17 protein-coding genes are annotated in these 16,554 nt (G+C 53.0%); 10 read left to right on the plus strand and 7 right to left on the minus strand.

Annotation, left to right across the window (positions count from 1 at the left end):
- The first annotated feature begins 98 nt into the window (after positions 1-98).
- The 3 genes from ACESMK_RS08525 (at position 99) to ACESMK_RS08535 (ending at position 2,439) form a co-directional block, all read left to right on the plus strand.
- A complete protein-coding gene (locus ACESMK_RS08525; RefSeq protein ID WP_372997216.1) occupies positions 99-1,433 on the plus strand; it encodes an IS200/IS605 family accessory protein TnpB-related protein in 1,335 nt (444 codons plus the stop codon).
- A gap of 140 nt (positions 1,434-1,573) precedes the next feature.
- On the plus strand, positions 1,574-1,864 hold the full coding sequence (locus ACESMK_RS08530; RefSeq protein WP_372997218.1) for a hypothetical protein: 291 nt from the start codon (positions 1,574-1,576) through the stop codon (positions 1,862-1,864).
- Positions 1,864-2,439, plus strand: a complete 576-nt coding sequence (locus ACESMK_RS08535; RefSeq protein ID WP_372997220.1) for a hypothetical protein — start codon at positions 1,864-1,866, stop codon at positions 2,437-2,439. Before ACESMK_RS08530 ends, ACESMK_RS08535 begins: the two co-directional genes overlap by 1 nt.
- A 179-nt stretch (positions 2,440-2,618) precedes the next feature.
- Here the strand turns inward: ACESMK_RS08535 and ACESMK_RS08540 are convergent, their stop codons facing one another.
- Genes ACESMK_RS08540 through ACESMK_RS08550 form a run of 3 tightly spaced genes read right to left on the minus strand, consistent with a single transcriptional unit; the run spans position 2,619 to position 5,967 of the window.
- Positions 2,619-3,125, minus strand: coding sequence for a hypothetical protein (locus ACESMK_RS08540; RefSeq protein ID WP_372997222.1), 507 nt, complete (start codon positions 3,123-3,125; stop codon positions 2,619-2,621).
- A 20-nt stretch (positions 3,126-3,145) separates the two neighbouring features.
- Complete coding sequence (locus ACESMK_RS08545) at positions 3,146-3,772, minus strand: tetratricopeptide repeat protein (protein WP_372997224.1); 627 nt, start codon at positions 3,770-3,772, stop codon at positions 3,146-3,148.
- Positions 3,769-5,967 carry an ATP-dependent helicase gene (locus ACESMK_RS08550; RefSeq protein ID WP_372997226.1) on the minus strand — a complete coding sequence of 733 codons (2,199 nt, stop codon included), beginning with the start codon at positions 5,965-5,967 and terminating at the stop codon, positions 3,769-3,771. Before ACESMK_RS08550 ends, ACESMK_RS08545 begins: the two co-directional genes overlap by 4 nt.
- 103 nt (positions 5,968-6,070) lie before the next feature.
- Between ACESMK_RS08550 and ACESMK_RS08555 the strand changes: the two genes are divergently transcribed.
- The 5 genes from ACESMK_RS08555 (at position 6,071) to ACESMK_RS08575 (ending at position 9,275) form a co-directional block, all read left to right on the plus strand.
- The gene (locus ACESMK_RS08555) at positions 6,071-6,547 is read left to right on the plus strand and encodes a lytic transglycosylase domain-containing protein (protein WP_372997228.1); all 477 of its coding nucleotides are present in this window, start codon (positions 6,071-6,073) and stop codon (positions 6,545-6,547) included.
- Positions 6,548-6,618: 71 nt separating this feature from the next.
- The gene (locus ACESMK_RS08560; RefSeq protein WP_372997230.1) at positions 6,619-7,260 is read left to right on the plus strand and encodes a hypothetical protein; all 642 of its coding nucleotides are present in this window, start codon (positions 6,619-6,621) and stop codon (positions 7,258-7,260) included.
- Complete coding sequence (locus ACESMK_RS08565) at positions 7,257-7,883, plus strand: hypothetical protein (RefSeq protein WP_372997232.1); 627 nt, start codon at positions 7,257-7,259, stop codon at positions 7,881-7,883. The genes ACESMK_RS08560 and ACESMK_RS08565 overlap by 4 nt, the downstream gene beginning before the upstream one ends.
- Before the next feature lie 209 nt (positions 7,884-8,092).
- Positions 8,093-8,689: a hypothetical protein gene (locus ACESMK_RS08570; protein ID WP_372997234.1), complete on the plus strand. Its 597-nt coding sequence runs from the start codon at positions 8,093-8,095 to the stop codon at positions 8,687-8,689.
- A 7-nt stretch (positions 8,690-8,696) separates the two neighbouring features.
- Positions 8,697-9,275 carry a hypothetical protein gene (locus ACESMK_RS08575; protein ID WP_372997236.1) on the plus strand — a complete coding sequence of 193 codons (579 nt, stop codon included), beginning with the start codon at positions 8,697-8,699 and terminating at the stop codon, positions 9,273-9,275.
- A 13-nt stretch (positions 9,276-9,288) separates the two neighbouring features.
- Here the strand turns inward: ACESMK_RS08575 and ACESMK_RS08580 are convergent, their stop codons facing one another.
- The 4 genes from ACESMK_RS08580 to ACESMK_RS08595 form a co-directional block, all read right to left on the minus strand.
- Positions 9,289-10,716, minus strand: coding sequence for a hypothetical protein (locus ACESMK_RS08580; RefSeq protein ID WP_372997238.1), 1,428 nt, complete (start codon positions 10,714-10,716; stop codon positions 9,289-9,291).
- A gap of 42 nt (positions 10,717-10,758) precedes the next feature.
- Entirely contained in the window at positions 10,759-13,347 is a 2,589-nt protein-coding gene (locus ACESMK_RS08585; protein WP_372997240.1) for a type IV secretory system conjugative DNA transfer family protein, read from the minus strand.
- Between the two features lie 8 nt (positions 13,348-13,355).
- On the minus strand, positions 13,356-14,480 hold the full coding sequence (locus ACESMK_RS08590; RefSeq protein ID WP_372997242.1) for a hypothetical protein: 1,125 nt from the start codon (positions 14,478-14,480) through the stop codon (positions 13,356-13,358).
- Between the two features lie 139 nt (positions 14,481-14,619).
- On the minus strand, positions 14,620-15,219 hold the full coding sequence (locus tag ACESMK_RS08595) for a hypothetical protein (RefSeq protein ID WP_372997244.1): 600 nt from the start codon (positions 15,217-15,219) through the stop codon (positions 14,620-14,622).
- 106 nt (positions 15,220-15,325) lie between these two features.
- On the opposite strand from ACESMK_RS08595, the gene ACESMK_RS08600 reads away from it, so the two are divergent.
- Positions 15,326-16,087 (plus strand): DNA/RNA non-specific endonuclease, encoded by a 762-nt coding sequence (locus tag ACESMK_RS08600; protein ID WP_372997246.1) that lies wholly within the window; start codon positions 15,326-15,328, stop codon positions 16,085-16,087.
- Positions 16,088-16,205: 118 nt separating this feature from the next.
- On the plus strand, positions 16,206-16,547 hold the full coding sequence (locus ACESMK_RS08605; protein ID WP_372997248.1) for a YebG family protein: 342 nt from the start codon (positions 16,206-16,208) through the stop codon (positions 16,545-16,547).
- The last annotated feature ends 7 nt before the right edge of the window (positions 16,548-16,554 follow it).

Raw genomic sequence — 16,554 nt, forward strand, 5'->3', positions numbered from 1 at the left:
TTGAACAAAATGCCGCCGCATTCTACGACTCAATTCTTCGAATGAGTCGCTAGTCAAGGCGGCTTGTTTTTGGGACTGTTTATTTATACAGTGTTCGCATGACCATTATTCGCTCCGATCGACTCCGAATCCACGCCGACAGTCCGGCCCAGCGCGACGCGCTGGCCGAGACGCTGGCGCTGTATCGTCGGTTGGTGCGAGACCTGATGACGGTGGCTTTCAAGCACTGGCCATCGGTTGGCCCCGCCAAAGGCAACGAGGCAGTGGCCGTGATCGAGGGGCTGATCCATCCGACCTCGAAGCGTCCGAGTGTTCGCTACCGCTACTTCCAGAACCGGTACTACAAGCTCCCCTCTTACCTGCGCCGTGTGGCCATCATGGATGCCGTCGGCCAGGTTCGGTCGTTCATGAGTCGCTATGGCGACTGGCTCGACGGCCAGCGCCGGCATCTGCATTCGCGGCCACCACGGTTGACCGCCAGCACCAACACCTTTCCAAGCCTGTACGGCGGCCAGTGCATCAAGCTCAACGAGGCCGCCACGCAGGCCTTCATCAAAGTCCGATATCGCAACGACTGGCTCTGGATGAGCTTTCGATTGTCCGGGAAGCTCCGTTATCGCGGTCGCGGAACCGCCAAGTCCCCACTGCTGACCTTCAATGGCAAACAGTGGGGGTTATCGTTGCCGGAGCAGTTCACGCCGGCAGCGCCGGCCAGGACACCGAAACGGGTGCTGGCCGTGGATGTAGGCATCAACACCGCAGCGACCTGGGCCGTAGTCGATGATCAAGGCACTGTCCACGCCCGAGGATTCCTCAGGCGCAGTGATAAAGACCGGGAACATCGACTGATGCAGCGCATCCGTTCGAAGGCGCGACAACACACGCGCCACGGTAGCCGGCTGCCCGCGGGTTTTTGTGCCCGGGATCACCAGCGCCTCAAGCGGCTGGCGGATAACCAGGCGCATCAGATTAGCCGGAAACTGGTCAATCTGGCGATGGCTCATGACTGCGAAGCCGTGGTAGCCGAAAACCTGAAAGGCTGGCGTCCGAAAGCCGGTCGCAAGCGTTCTGCGATGAAAGCTCGCTTCCATCGGTGGTTTCACCGGATGCTGGTGGATCGGATTCAGAGCAAGGCGCAAGAAGCCGGGCTGCGGTCGGTGCTGGTCTATGCCCGAGGCACCAGCGCCCAGGCGTTCGATGGTTCCGGCCCTGTGAAGCGGGATGCGAGCAACTACAGCCTGTGTACCTTTGCCTCCGGCAAGCGGTACCACGCCGACCTCAACGCGGCTTACAACATCGCGGCCCGAGGGTTGGTCTATTTTCAGGGCGGTCGGCGTAAGCCGTCTGCCCGTGCGGGTCAGCCAACGTCTGCCCGTACACCGGGAACCCCGGTGACGCTCTCCGTGCTTTGGCCTACCGCCAACGCCGCGTGAGAGTGATCAGAATCCGCGACTCAATTCTCCGAATGAGTCGTCGGAGGGTTCAACCCGCTATGAGGAGCACGAAACCGGCCCCAACTTGTCTGCAAGTACAAGTAATGTTATCATTTGGGCAATAGTTGAGGAGGTAACCGGTGAAATTAGAGCTGAAGAAAGTCATTCCTACATACCTAGCGGTGATAGTACTGAACATCATTGCAGGTGCGTTTGCAGCAATGGTTATCTCGGGCGAAACCACGCCAATGCTGAAGTTCGGCTTGCTTGTTCTCATTGCACTAATTGGCTTTGCCTGTGCCAACATCTTTGGCAGGGTTGCCCGGGCATTTGAAGAGACCAAGGGCGCCATCCGTGCCATTACACCTCTGGTCAGCCTGACTCTTGTGTTGCCGGCGGTTACCATGGCCATCCTCTTCGGGCTTATCTGATGATTGAGCTTGTTTTTTTCTCATCCGCGGTTATCGCCATCATCCTTAACCTGGCGATCCTCAGCATTGTTCTTCGAGTGCCGGCTCGCCGCGTTGCTTTATCCACGGTCTTTTTCCTTGTCGTCTTCTTCTTCCTGCCACCGCACTGGTTCTCGGGCTTGATTGTCACTCTTGGTGCCATCGGGTCAATTCTCTCTCACTGGTATGTATCCACTCGCAATCGCTCGCTGAATTTCCGTGAAAAACTTTCCGTAAAGAAGGCCACTGCAGAAAAGGGCGAGATTACGGAAGATGAAGGCCCAATCAGTCCATTCCCGGCCATGAACCAAGGCCCTGGTTCAGCTGCAGCCTATTCTGAAATGGGCGATGATGAAGAAGAAAGGTCCGGCTATGATCGCGCAGGCCACCCAACCAAAAGACCCAGTTCTAAGCGATCCAAGAAGAAGTCACGGAAAAAGACTGGTGCCGGCGGTAAATCTAAAGAGAGGCTGGTTTCAACTTCGGATCTCCCCACAGCCGAAAAGCCGACAATTGAAGAATACCTAAAGCCGAAGTCGAATTTCTTTAATGACTGATTGCAGGGCAAAATTACGGGAAGGGTCCTAGCTAGGTCGCGAAAAATTGACTAAACCTGATCATTTGGAGGTTCTTCTCATGATCAATGTCAGTCATTCGCCTCTCTAAATTGGCCAATTTGCTTCAGCGCTAGGCGTTTCAGTGGTTACGGTGCGGCGCTGGTGTCGCGCCGGAAGCTTCAGTGAAGCATGGATTCTTTCGCGTCGTTTTGATCAACATGGATCGTCACTGGAGTACCTTTCTGAACCAGCGAGTTCAACTGCAAGGCTGCCGCCTTGGATCCATTGCTGGCGTTTACCGTTTTCCGCAACTGAGAAATCCTCAGAGCCACCTCCGGCTCAAAAAGACCAGAGTGTGTTTCGGGCCCACCAATGTACAGGTCTTCTCGTGCCCGCCTGGCGCAAAGGGTGCAAATCAAGCTTGGATTCCCCGGAACATCTGCGTTGGCCTTTTCGTAGAACCGAAGTTCCTCGTTTTCCAGAACGCAGATCCCTTCAAAGACCGTTTCGGTCAAATCGCCTTCGCCGGTACTCATGCGGATGTCAGCCGGATACTTCGAGTTACCCGTACCCGGGTAGAGATAGAGGCGCATGCTAACCGGATTCCCAGACATATCAACCGAAAACAATCCGGTGAACCAGGCCTGCTCAGGTGAATTTGTGGGTAGGTTGGATGTATTCGTCATATCACACCTTTAGTCTCGGCTCAGCGCCGGCAGTTGCGTATTCTGGGGCCGAGCATCTTCTTTGCTTCGGCATGGTTCTTTGAGGCGGCCTGGCACAAGAATCTCATTGATGCCTGAGGATTCTGGCCCGCCAGCATCCGCCCAAGTTTGTATGAAGCATTCGTATATCCACCTCGAGCTGCCATTTGGTAAAAACGAGCTGCACCGTTCAGGTCGCGGTCCCCACCAACGCCCGATTCGAGCATAGCGGCATAGTCATGCTGAGCAATGGTCAGGCCGGCTTCAGCCGCCTTTTTGTTCCACTCCCGGGCTTCAGTGAAATTGATCGGAACACCTTCACCTCGGTAATGCATGCTGGCCAGATTGTGCATTGCTGCAGCTTGTCCCTGCTCAGCAGCTTTGAGGTACATATCATAGGCCATCGACCTGTCTTTGCTGATACCAAGCCCACGCATGTACATGATCCCCATCAAAAGCTGGGCATCCGGGTTTCCTTTCTCCGCCAGCGGCTGAGCCGTGGCCATGGCCTGGCCATAATTACCGGACTTCAAGGCGTTTGCCGCTGAGGCTATATCCTCATTTGCCGAGGTTGCCTGAACCGGCATGGCACTAATGGCCAAAGCAGCAACGACAGAACGGACTTTCATGACTGAATACCCCGGCGAGTCGGCGGTTGCTTTGAGCCCTTGTTTGGCATGCACATCATTACGGTGGCGTTGAACCGTCGAACCATCTTGTTGAAGTTCGGGTCTCGTTGCATCGCCTCGAGCGCGTCCGGATCGATCTTACCCTTGCCCGGCCGCTGCTTGGGCGCTGCGTCCGGATTCTGGATCTTGATAGGCGGCAGCCTGGAGAACGCCGGATTGTCCGTTAGCGAGCAGTCCAGACGTGAGTCGGAGGTGACCAGGTTTACATCAAACAAGAACCGGCAGGGATCCGTACTGATGATCTGGCTGCCCTGGCGCCGGCGCCGGGCCGAGGACAGGTGCAAAAAGTCCTTGGCTCGTGTCATAGCCACAAACAGGATGCGACGCTCTTCGTTGAGGTCTTCTTCACGCTCAACGTTTCCACCAGGCATCGCATCATCATCAACACCAACACAGAACACGATAGGGAATTCCAGTCCCTTGGATCCGTGGATGGTCATTAACTGAACCGCATCGTCGCTCTTACTGCGGTGGGCGGTTTCCATCAGGGCGAATCGCTCAAGGATATCGCGAGAGTCCATGTCACCGGAGATCATCCGTGCAACCTCGGCAGCAACCACATTAAGGCGCTCCTCGGACTGGGCAAGGCGATCATCATCGCTGCGGTATTCTGCAGTAATGTAGTGCTCGATCAGGTGATCAATGACCGCTTTTACGTCATCACCTTTCGATTCGTAGGCGTGCTTGCGAAGCATCGTAAGCTGGTCAACAAGGCTACGAAGTTTCTCGGCATGAGCGCCGCCCCTGGCCACCAGCTTATCAATGGCGTCAATAACTTCACCGCCAGCATCGGCCAGGGCAGCCTCAAAGGTGGATTCGGTCACCCCCAGAGAAAAATTCTTAACGAGACGCCGATAGGCGAGCTTGTCCCACGGCTGCCAGGCAGCACGAAGGAAGGCCAGAAGATTGCGAACGTCTTTGCGCTCGAGCATCGCCTTATCATTAGCCACAACAACCGGGATGTTGTTGGCCATGAACACCTGCTCAATGGCTCGTTTTGATGCGTTCTTCCGGTAGAGAATGGCCATATCGCCAAAACCATACCCGTCCTTTCGGTACTCGAGCACCTTCTCAACGATCGCATTGGCTTCTTCATAGTCATTGGCGAACTGGGAGTAGTAATCCTCATCCTTGAACTTCGCCTCAAGCGGGTCCTCACGCATCGCCTCCAGATCCTTATCATGCGCAATGCGATCCGGCATGGTGCCTGTGAGTCGGTTCGCCAAGCCTACGATGTGGGGCAAGGAGCGGTAGTTCTTGTTCAGGTTGACGATCGTCGCTGCAGGGAATGCACCAAAGAACTGATCGAAGATAGACGGCATAGAGCCACGGAACAGGTAAATAGACTGCTTCGGGTCGCCTACAACGTAGAAGTTGCCATGCTCAGCCGCAAGCGCCTTCAAGAATCGGAGCTGAATGGCGTTGGTGTCCTGGAACTCGTCCACAAAGATGTGCTGGAAACGGTTCGCCAGGGACTTCCGGATCCAATCGCATTCGGTCACAGCTTCAGCGCCGATCGTCAGGATGTCATCAAAATCCACAACCCGGTTGCTTTGCAGCTCACGGTCATACAATTCCCACAACTTCAGGGCGCAGGAGTAGAGCTGGAACTTCGGATGATTGGGCTTCAGACGACGCTGGAGTTGTTCGCGTCCGTAGCCCCAGTTCTTGGAGAGGCTGACAACGCCGCCCAGCTCTTCAACGGATACGGAGTTCTCATCCATGAAGCTTTGCACATCGTCCGGGAGTTGCGGTTGAATCCGTTTCAGCAGAGCAGAGCGATCATCCTGGTTAAGAATGGACCACTCCCCGGTCAGCCCTCGACGCTGCATAGGCGGGCAGTCCGGGAACTCCTTCAAGACATGCTTGAGGATCTGGCTATGCATTGTGCCACAGGCGACACCCTCGGCATTCGCACCCACCTCATCAACCAGCCGCTTCTTCATTTCCTTGGCGGCCATATTCGTGAAGGTTACGAGGAGAATGCTATAACCCGGAACCCCTTCTGAGCCAATAAGGCGAGCAGCCCGGCCGATGATCACTTTGGTCTTACCTGATCCCGGCCCGGCAACCACGGCCAGAGGCCCGAAAGGAGCCTCTACAGCCTGTTTTTGCTCGGGGTTGAATTGTGTCACATATCACCTGTGTAAGAAGTTTATCGGGTTTCACAATCAATGTTGTCTTAGGGTAAATAATAAATTAAAATCACTGGGAAAGCAAGGTGATTAGGTATAACCGATGTTTGATCTTCCAGTCATTTATGATGATAACCCTCATCAAGAACAGGTTATTAATCAATGCATTATGGAGGTTGCAGTGGCGTATAAAATCGACCCACTGCTACTTCGCGCCATCCGGGAACACGAGCGAGGCGATGTTGGGAAAAGGAACCCCAATACAGACGGGTCCTATGATTATGGACCATTCCAGATTAACAACATCCACGGCCCGGATCTGGAAAACTTCGGTATTACCATGCACCAGGTCATGTATGACCCCTGTCTGAATGCGGCCGTTGCCGGCTGGCATCTCAGAAACAAGATCAATGAAAATGACGGCGATATCTGGAAAGGGGTTGCCTGGTACCACAGCAAAACTCCGCACCTGGGCGCCATTTACCAAGAACACGTCATGAATAAGTATCGAAAACTCCAGCAGCTGGAACTGAAGCTGAACGGCAGAAGTCAAAGACTGGCAGATCGAGGCGAATACTGATGCGTCCATCTGAAGAACAGTGGGAGATTCGCCAAATGCTCCTGGATCGTCTTGAGGCGAATCCTGAGGCGATGAAACTTTCCATGGGTGATCAGTTGCCGGGCAGTCCAACCGAAAAGCTGGAAGCTGCAACGGTCGCGCTCCATGAATTCAGCCATGAACTATCCACCTACAGTGGTGAATGGGACAAGACACAGGCTATAAGCACACTGAAAGAGCAGTCTCAACAACTGAATGCCGCAGATCTGGTTGATGATCCTAACGCACCGTTGAAAGCCCTCGTTGCTGATACTGCCCGCATGGCGGCAAGCCTGTCTGAGCTTGATGGCAACCAGGCCGGAAGATTTGTGAAAAACTTCATGGATAACAGCCGCGGAGTATTCTCCGATCCCCGGGCGCAGGATGCATTTCGAGGAAATTCGGCTCCGCAAAAATTGCTCATGGATGCTGCCCAGACACTGATCAGTGGTCTCGATAACGTGGCCACTCAGATGGTAGGAAAGAAGGCGGTGGCAACGCTTCAACAAACGACTCAGTGCAACGCCGAAATGAATCAACCTCGAAGCGCCTTCGAGCTGGCCAATAACCGGTCGTTCGACCTGGAGCGCCAGCAAAAGGCCGACCCTTTCGCTCATCTGAGAAACAAAGAAGTGAAGATAGAGCGCAACGAAGAATCCAATTTCGACTATTCCGCCAAACTGGGACCAAAATGATCCGACTACTAACCGCCATCACACTGACCCTGGCTGCCGGACTCGCGTCTGCGCAGTTCAACCCAGAGCAGGAACTCTACTACCACCCTGAGGGGAAGAAGCAGATTATCTCGGTGAACGAAGACTACGTGCCACTGGCCGCGTTCATCCAGAGGATCAAGCATGAGAATGACACGTTCTTTTATGAGCCCGGCCTGAATATCTCCAAGCCAATCAGCTTCAAAGGGGAGCGGTACCAGGACGACGCGATCAATTACGCCCTGGCTCAAGCCGGCTACAACGTGAAGAGACTGGCAGCCTACACCTATTACGTCTATGACGGTGAGCATCCAGCGATTTTGGGCCAGACCGAGGCTGAGCGTTACATCGGTAAGCCCTACATGGCCCTGCCGAATTATCTCGCCGACATTCTGTTCATCATGTCCGCCGATCGCGGCTATCGCATGCTGTGGTCTCCGAAGCTCAACCGGGAACACTACTTCTTTAACAACATCACTGAGTTCTTTGGTGAGGACTTTCAGGAAGACATCCAATATCTGGAAGTGATTGCCCAGCAGCAGTGGCCGGAAATCGATATTGAAGTGCGGGAAGACCTCAAACTGATCATGGTCAACAAGCGCTGATCATCTCTCTTAGGCCGGGGCCCAGGCCCCGGCTTCTCAGCTTCGCCCCTCCTCACAGCAACCTTCTGTTTATTCCTGCCCCTGATATCTCTTATTGCTTGATACCGCGCCCTTTCTTCGGGCAACCTTTTTTGGTTAACGGGTATTGAAAGTACACCAACCAAGGTGTAATATTGCCAATATAGGTGTATTTTAGGGAGCCATAACGGATGCCAAGTAGAACGAAAGATCATTATTTGCCGGCCCCGGTCAGCAAAGCCAAAGACCGGAAGCTGATTAGCCGGTGGGTTGAGTTTGGGGCTGATAATTATGGGTACAGCCAGCAAAAGTCCATCGAAGTGATGAACGAACACTTCAAAACTTCAATGCGACCCTGGCAGCTGATCCGCTGGAGGTCCCCCTCAACCAAGGCCGATGAAGAACGCGCCATCCACATCGATGTCGTTGAATATATGGCGCAGAACGGTGGTATTGCCCAGATATTCAAGGCCAACAACGTTTCGGAAGACCCGAAACTGCAAAAAGAACTGGCGACGATCTGGTACCACCCTCAGGCGCTCATTCAAGCCTCTATCAAGGCAGTTGTTGAACGGAGGATGTCTGAGCAGGTTAAGGACGAAAAGGGCGTGAATCAGGCCGCCAAAGCGGTTGTGAGCACGCATGCTTACGTCGCCCAGCACCTTGATATCATCCTTGAGTGTCTGGGCATTGAGTTCAATAAAAAAGGACTTTCTGAAAAGAAGAAGGCGGCAGTGGCAAACGAGATCTACTCAATCGTAGGATTTGATTTTTCGCCGTCGAGGTAAATAAGCCATGCCTGAACAAAGTCTGATTCAAGCAACTGAAAAGATGTTGGGCCGCGAGCCTCCCATGCCTCGAAGCGAGCGTATCGCTAAAGAGGAAAGGGATGAGATGGTCGCTGAAGCGATCGCCAGCACAAAAGCCCAACTTGCAGCAGAGAAATCCGGCACCAGTCCGGAAGTCTTTACTCGTTCTTCAGAAGGGGCTTATTCAGGCAATGGTGCAGGTGAAAGCTTGACCGGTTCCTTTACCGTCGCTGATGCTTCCGACCCTCTTCTGGATATATTTGATGGAGGTCGAGAAGACGTGCTCATCGGAGCAAGCGCGGTATTGGCTTTCCTGGTAATCGGATTGTCCTTTGTCGTTTTCCGGCTATCTCGTCGAAACAAGCGCATGCGAGAGAGCTCCATGTTTTCCACTGAAGTCCTGGGCAACCTGGGACAAAACGAAACTGTTCTCTGGCTTCACAGGAAATCAAAGCGAGGAAAGGAATATCGCGCATTTCTTGCTGATTTTCGTAAGCTTGCAAAAGAGCATCAAGAAAAGAGTGGAGTCGAGTTTACCCTTACTGAAGGAAGACGCGATGACTGATGAAGGCGGCTCCTTATGGAGCCGCTTTCATTTCTGCTGTCTGTGCCTGTTCTGGCTTCTTGTCAAAACGACCCGACTTGGGTGAGAACTCAAAGCCTTCCGGCAACGCAAACCCATTCACCACCAGCTGGTTCTCACCGTTAATAGATTCGCACGTAGCGTTGAATTCGCTGCCGCGAGAATCGCGAACACGATAACTCTCACCTTCGACCAGAAGCTCAACATCCGTTGAGAACTCACGATTGGTTCGCATGTTCTTGTACTGGTCCGCCAGCGATAGATCGGCGCCATCCAACTTCAGTGGGTAAGAGAATGAACCTTCCGGATCCACCTGGAGCGGGTGTCCCATGGCCGGGCCAACAGGGTAGGCGCGGGCCAAAAGATGATTCTGGAAATCACGGGTTGTCGCCAACCGCAACGCCATCGGGTAGGCGAGGGTGGCGCCAGTCCTCTTGTCCATGTACATCTTGCGCAAGGTGTCCAGTTGCGCCGGGCGCTGGTATGTGTTGTTGCCCCCAGGACCACAACTGATACGCTGCGTCGGTACGATATCGACTGTATAGCCTTGCCCCTGATACTCTTTCAAAGCACGACCACGATCCATTGCATAGAGGTATCCGCGTGACACTTCGCTGGCTTCCTGCGTCTGCCCGCCTTTACGCCAGGCGTAGCCTGAACCACTAAGACCGGGAACAACGCGGCCACCCTCATCCGTTACTCGCAGGAGAAAACCGCCCAAACGGCCCTGGTGGCTGTATCGCTCAACAGCATGCTCCATCGCTCGCTCGATGTTCTTGATGCCACTCAACGGCATGCTGACGGTTTCTTCGGGATGGAGCATCACCGCCCTGAAAGCGGGATTGGTCATTTCATCCATGCGACGGGCTACCAGCTTCAATTCTTCCTGAAGCTTTTTTCCGGATGGTGAGTCGCCGGCCGCAAACAGCTTCCGGTTAATTGCTTTGAAAGACTGCTCGAGCTGAGTGAACTCGGACTTCTCAGTGGGTGAGAGCAGGTGCTTCTTGTAGTCGATCTCCATGTAGCCGATACCGAACTCAGGAGCTAGGCTCTGCGCGTTTTTGCAGATAACAGAGCCCCAGCCGGCCCGGAAGTGCGGCACATCACCTTCATAGCCGACCAGAAAGCTCTGCTGGAAAAGGATCTGGCCCTGGGGATTCTCAGGGCCGTTATCTGGAGCATGCTGACAAGCCATCGGGTTGCTGTCGCGAGTGTCAGAGAAACGCGCAATCGATGGGGTATGGTCTACATCGTACTTTGAGCGAAGCTCGTCCATTACGGCCGTAGAAGGCATCGAAACCTTAATCAGTGAGCCAGAGGGGTCACTGGCAAGCACATAATCATCGCCATCTTGACCAATCACGTACTCCTGAGGATACGCGACGACGCAAACTCCATCCTGTTCCTGCAGGGACTCTGCCATTGTTCTGCCTCCAACCAAATAGTAAAACTTATTTTATATTTCTTATCGGAGTCTATCAAGCCCCTTCAGCTTACTTTTTAATCGGTCAGCCTCGGAGCGAACCTCTTCCATGGCGCGTTTTTCTGGAACTGGTTTGGCAGGATAGCTGTGCGACTCTTCAAGTCGACGGTAACTGCGTTCTGCGCTTTCGGAAGATTCACTGTCAGACAAGCCCATCGCTTTGGCATTGCTTTCGAAATGGTTCTTGGGATCAGAAATCGCGTCAGCTTGGTCGTTGGCCGTGGCCTTAACTACATTTCTGATCGCACCTTTAAACGCATTCTCATACCCAACACCACCGGCCATGCCGCCGGAGCCGCTGCTGGTCGAGGCTTTGGAATCGGTTTCCTCGGCACCATTGTCACTGTCAGAGGATTCGGCCTTTTTGCGCTTCTGAGCTTCAAGTGCTTTTTGACGGGCTTCCGCCTTCCGACGTTCACGTTCCAGTTCCTCAGACTCCTCCGGTTTGGCCGGGGCTTTATTCGCAGGAATTGGCTTCTGGGTCTCAGTCTTTGCTTGCGGTGACGCAGGCTTTGCTGGTCCGCCAGCTGCAAGGCCCTGGAGAACCTTGTCTCCGGAACCGGTCTTGGCCGCCGGTTCAGAAACATGACCAAACTGACCGGTTGACTGGCGCAGACGTATACCGATCATGCCGATACCGATGATCGTGGACTTGATCATGGAATTGCTCTGCATGCGGGCTGAACGGATGTCTTTGATCAGGTTTTCGAGGTGCTCCGGAATAGGAGGGGCCTTGGTCGGATCTGGCGTATACGCACCGGAGAATAGGCCTGACATTCGCTCATTCATGACTTTGTATTGCTTGGCCCTCGTCACCTTGGGCGGGAATACTGGAAGGAACTGGTTAAGCCTCGCTGAAGGGGTCTTTTCCGCATCAAAGAACATGGTCTGTCCGCGGAACAACTTGTCGCCCCAGATGAAGTGGGCGCCACCTTTTTCCTGGGAAGCGAGATCCCGGGCACTTATGCGATCCCGGTCAGCAATAGCAATGTCGCCCTTGTCATAAACTTTGTTAAACGTGGAGCCACGCTCTCTCTCTGATCCCTGAGTCTGGGCAATGCGAGCTTGTCCGGCACGCGCACGGAAGTACTCGGCTGTTTCTTCCGGTTCTTCACACTTCATGGCAACACTGAAGTTCGTGTTCGCCATTATCGATCGATACTCGGCTTTAGCCCCCTCATTCATTTGCAAGCTATTGATATCTTGGAAACCATAGCACACCCAAATCCCCAAACCGCGACACTGAGCCGCGACAGCGGCGAAGCCACGAATAGCATAATAACCATATTCATCAAGAACCATTAGGAAGGGAACTAATGCACCCGATGGTCGTGCCTCCACCAAATAGGAGCGCTCACCTTCAACATCAGACCCGAGCGCCGGCGTTAAAGCTGCCCGTATCTGAGAAATTACAAGGCGCCCCAAACCCGCCAGCGCGTCCGGAGTCTTGGCCAGGGCCGGCAACATAACAAACAGGACCCTACGGTTGTAGATAACATCTTTCATATTGATTTCCCCGACGATGGGGTTAAAGATGTGCCCGTAGGTGTTGTTCAATTCCCCAAGTATTTCAGTTAGTTGCATTTGGAGATATTGGTTTTGCTCATTCGCCTTTTCGCTGCTGGCGTCTTGAGCCTCGATAGCATTCATTGTCATACCCGGCAAATCATTCAGATATGCACGAAGGCCACCTTTGGTGTCCTCGTCGATATCGTCACGATTCGCCAATTCCAATATCTTGGGCAGGGGTAGATAGCTGGTGAATTCACGGATATTCAGTGAAATCTTTTTCCGGTTCCTTAGGCTAACGAGGGCCCGCATGATGTTGTATACCAGTACGCGGGCACGACCTTTCCACATCTCAGCATCGCCCGAAACGTCCCTCATCAATCCCGAGACGGTCTCTGCCAGCTCTTCCGTAGCGCCAACTGCCATGAAGTTATTCGTGTTCGACAGTCGTTGCCGCATGTTGCGCAACTGAACGCTTTCCCGGCCACCAGTCAGGAACGACATCAGCAACAAGTCTTTCTCTCGTCGCAAGCGCCGCATCAAGTCAAAAAGCAGCCAGAAGGACTCTACATCGGCTTTGCCATCAACGTACAAGGCCCCTGATCCCACCAAAAGAGCCAGATATGTCAATGAAAGCAAGTACCTGGTCTTGCCCGAGCCGGTACTTCCACACACCATGAAATGCGTCCTCACCGCATCGTCACTCAGCCAGAGATACCGCCGTTTCCCTCCTTCCATGTCATAGCCAACAGGGAATATTCCAGTGCCCACCGTTGTTTCTTTCCCGGTGATGCTTCGCTTAACGGTTTTGGGTTGCTCTAAAGCCCAGGGCTTCGCTTTCTTGCGGGTGATCATCCATAGGAGCAAGCCAATAAAAACCCAGAGCTCGTTAAGTGCGGGGAGAGTCAGCGGGAGAATGGCAAAAAGGATCATCCAAACGCCTCCGGTGTTCCGGAGGGTATCGAGCATACGCATACTAACGGGGCGTATCTCCCGCTGAAGGAGCCCCTTGTCTAAGTCTTCATTGGCTTCAACGCCGTGTACACCAATTACACCTGACATCTAATAAATCACTCCATACCACCGTCGCCTTGCGACTCCGCGATTTCTCTAGCGGTTTCACGGTCAAGTTTCAGGTACCGCTCCAGGCTCTCTACTGCCTCGGTGACCTCAGGTTCCGTAATACGAATACCAACCAAGTCCTCCATATCCTTATGAACATAAGGGCCGGCAGCTTCGATCCAGGGCGTATCTCTACCCACCGAATCGAGTGCCCAGTAAAGAGTGCGATCAGAGTCCATGATGGGCAAAAGTTCGTCGTTCATGGTTACGATCCCGACTCGCTTTGCCTCTTCGAACATGGACATCAAGAACGTCCGGACAAAGCCGTGCTTCTGTTCGAGTCGCAATATAAGAGCCTTGACCTCTTTCTTCGGAACCTTTTTCTCAAGCTTCTTCCGAAAATAGTGGAAGGCCTTTTTTTCATCATCAGAAAAATCTTTCAGGGTTGTTAGGGGAGGCCCCATTTGGGCCTCAAAAGCCTTTCTGGCCAGGCTCTTATCAAATGCAGCGAAGAAATCTTTGGTGTCTTTTTCATAGATTGCCCGGCAGGCCTTCAGCTGGGCCGGGGTTAAAACCTTCTCGAGACCAGGTGGCGGCGCCATCTCGGCAAACTCGAACACCTGAAGGGGCATAGCAAAGCGATTATCAGCACCAGGCGTTGGATCCCACTTGATGGATTTACCCACCGGGCTGTTTTCCTCGATGTACTTCAGGTGAGGGAATACCGGGGAAAGGGTTTTAAGGACACTCTCTACAGAAAGCTCCGGGCCGGTAGCACCCTTGCCGGCACGAATTCTATTGATTCCGATGGTCAAGAAAAGAGCCGCTAGCAATATCCCGAAATTGCGGCCGTAATGCTGGTCGATCTCCCACATGGTGGAGACAAAGAGGTCTTTCGATGGTGTGTTTTTCAAGAATTCGAGAAGTTGTGGCAGCTCACTACTGGGTGGCCCTATAAAGGGAATATAAGCAGTCGCGGAGTACTGATAATAACGAAGGACACGCCATACCAGAATCATCTGATCCTGTAGCGCCCACATTACGAAGGCGACCATGCCAATCAGTAGGCCGAAGATCACAACTCCGGTCATGAAAACGTTGGTTCGGTCGATGCGGTTTTCTTCTTGGGCCACAAAGAGTTCTCAGCAAAGAAATTTACCGAGAAAATATAAATCAATTAGAGTTTCGGGGCAAGTTGTTCTAGGGGGACCGAGGATATAACGAGAAAAAAGGGAGGCCCTGGGGACCTCCAAATCGCCTCGGCAGTGCTTATCAGTTAATTCGGGCCTCAAGCCGGCAAAGCTTGTTGGATTCGTGGTGCTGGGTAGCGATGGATGAAGCTACATCAAGAGAGCGCTCAGTGAGTGCTGCAATCTCATTGGGCTCAACGGTGCACCAGGGATAAGCCCGGGACCAGCATTCCAGCCAATACCCATAGTAGGCCCCGTGGTGCATCACATCTTCAAGAAGGTGTCCGCCAGCAAAACCGGGTTGGTCGGCGTCGTAGATCGTTGCGTTGCGGTATCCGTGCTCAAAATCGGCCGCGGAGTGCTGCATGGGAACAGGGCCGGAGGTGTGGACGATGCGATATACAACGTATGGGTTGTTGCATGCCAGGCAGACACCGGTGCACTCGGAAAGGAATGTGCGGCCGTCTGTGTGGCGGCGCCGAACTTCACGAGAGAAATCCAGTCCAGTCAGTTCCAACTCCTCTGAGGACTCAAAAGTAGAGGTCTTGAATACGTTCTTCATTCCGGGGAAATTTTTCACCCGAACCTTGCCGGTATTGACCTCAACCCTGGAGGAAACCATGACCTCGGAGCACGAAGGGCACACTATTTCGGAGACGTTTTTCTGAGTTGGATTACACATGCCTGCCACCTTTATATAAAACAAGTTTTATGTTTTAATGAATCCTAAATGTAAAACTTGTTTTATGCAACACCATTTTCCTAAAAAATTTCGGAGGCCGATCCTCATGCTGTTCAGATTCATCTTGGTACTTGGGCTTCTAGCCGCTTCTGTGGCGGTTTCAGCCAATGAGTCATGTTCCACCAACATGGAGTTGGGGAACCCCGGAGGTGCAGACGCCATTCTCTGTCATGACGGCTACGCAGTGGGTTATAGCTACCAGCACAAAATCCCAATGTGGTGTGCTTACTGGATAGAAAGGGAGACAGTGGATATTAACGTGGAGCGTCAGGATCGGTTCGTTGAGCACCCCCAGATTCCGGGGCAATACTCCTCTACACGGGGAGACTATTCGAAAAGCGGTTATGACCGTGGCCATTGTGCGCCGAGCGCTTCTATCGACTACAGCGCCGAAGCCAACCAGGAAACATTCTTCTATACGAACATGTTCCCCCAGAAGCCAGGCTTCAATAGAGATATGTTTGGTCACAAGGGAGCGTGGGGCCACCTTGAAAACGAAATCCGGGACTGGGCTCGCCAACGGGATCAGGTGTATGTGATCAGTGGCGCCTATATAGGCGAGGGGGCACAACGCATTGGCAACGGCGTCAGCGTCCCAACAGATTTCTTCAAGATCGTTATCTCCCCAATAGGGCCAGAGGTCATCGCCTTCTGGATCCCTCATAAGGAAAATGCCAAATATGAGGTGAGCAGCTATCTCACCAGCGTAGACGAAATTGAGAGAAGAACCGGACTGGACTTTATGTCGTTGCTCGAAGATTCACAGGAAAATGACCTTGAGTCTCAGATTGCTGACAAGCTCTGGTAGCGCATCAGACTTGTTGGTCCTTGCTTTGAGTCGGCACCAGGCCGAGAATACTGCACCATGAACGGTGTAGCATGCTGTTATCGATTCACCAAAACTACAGACGAAGAAGGATAGAGAAATGGGCGTACAGGCTCTTTTTTACTCGGATCGAGATGGGTTGGAAAAAGCGATGGAGGAAAATCGGGTGTACTCAACCAAAGCCGAAGCTGATGCCCGGGACAAACTCCTCGAATTGGCAGATGAAATGAGGGACTTCCTGGTCCGGAATTGCAAAGGACTGGATGAAGACACCGCGGACTCCGTATCGATGCTTATCGCGGAGAACCGAGACCTTATGAAAAAGGCCATGACTAAGCCTAGCGTCTTGAGCGAGAAAAATATCGAGCAAACCAAAGCTGAAGATCAGGCTAAGCCGGCCAGAAAAGGGCGCAAGAAAAAGGTAGAGCCGGTAAAGGTGTAATTACTTT

The sequence above is a fragment of the Marinobacter sp. genome, from assembly GCF_041687235.1.
Lineage (GTDB): Bacteria > Pseudomonadota > Gammaproteobacteria > Pseudomonadales > Oleiphilaceae > Marinobacter.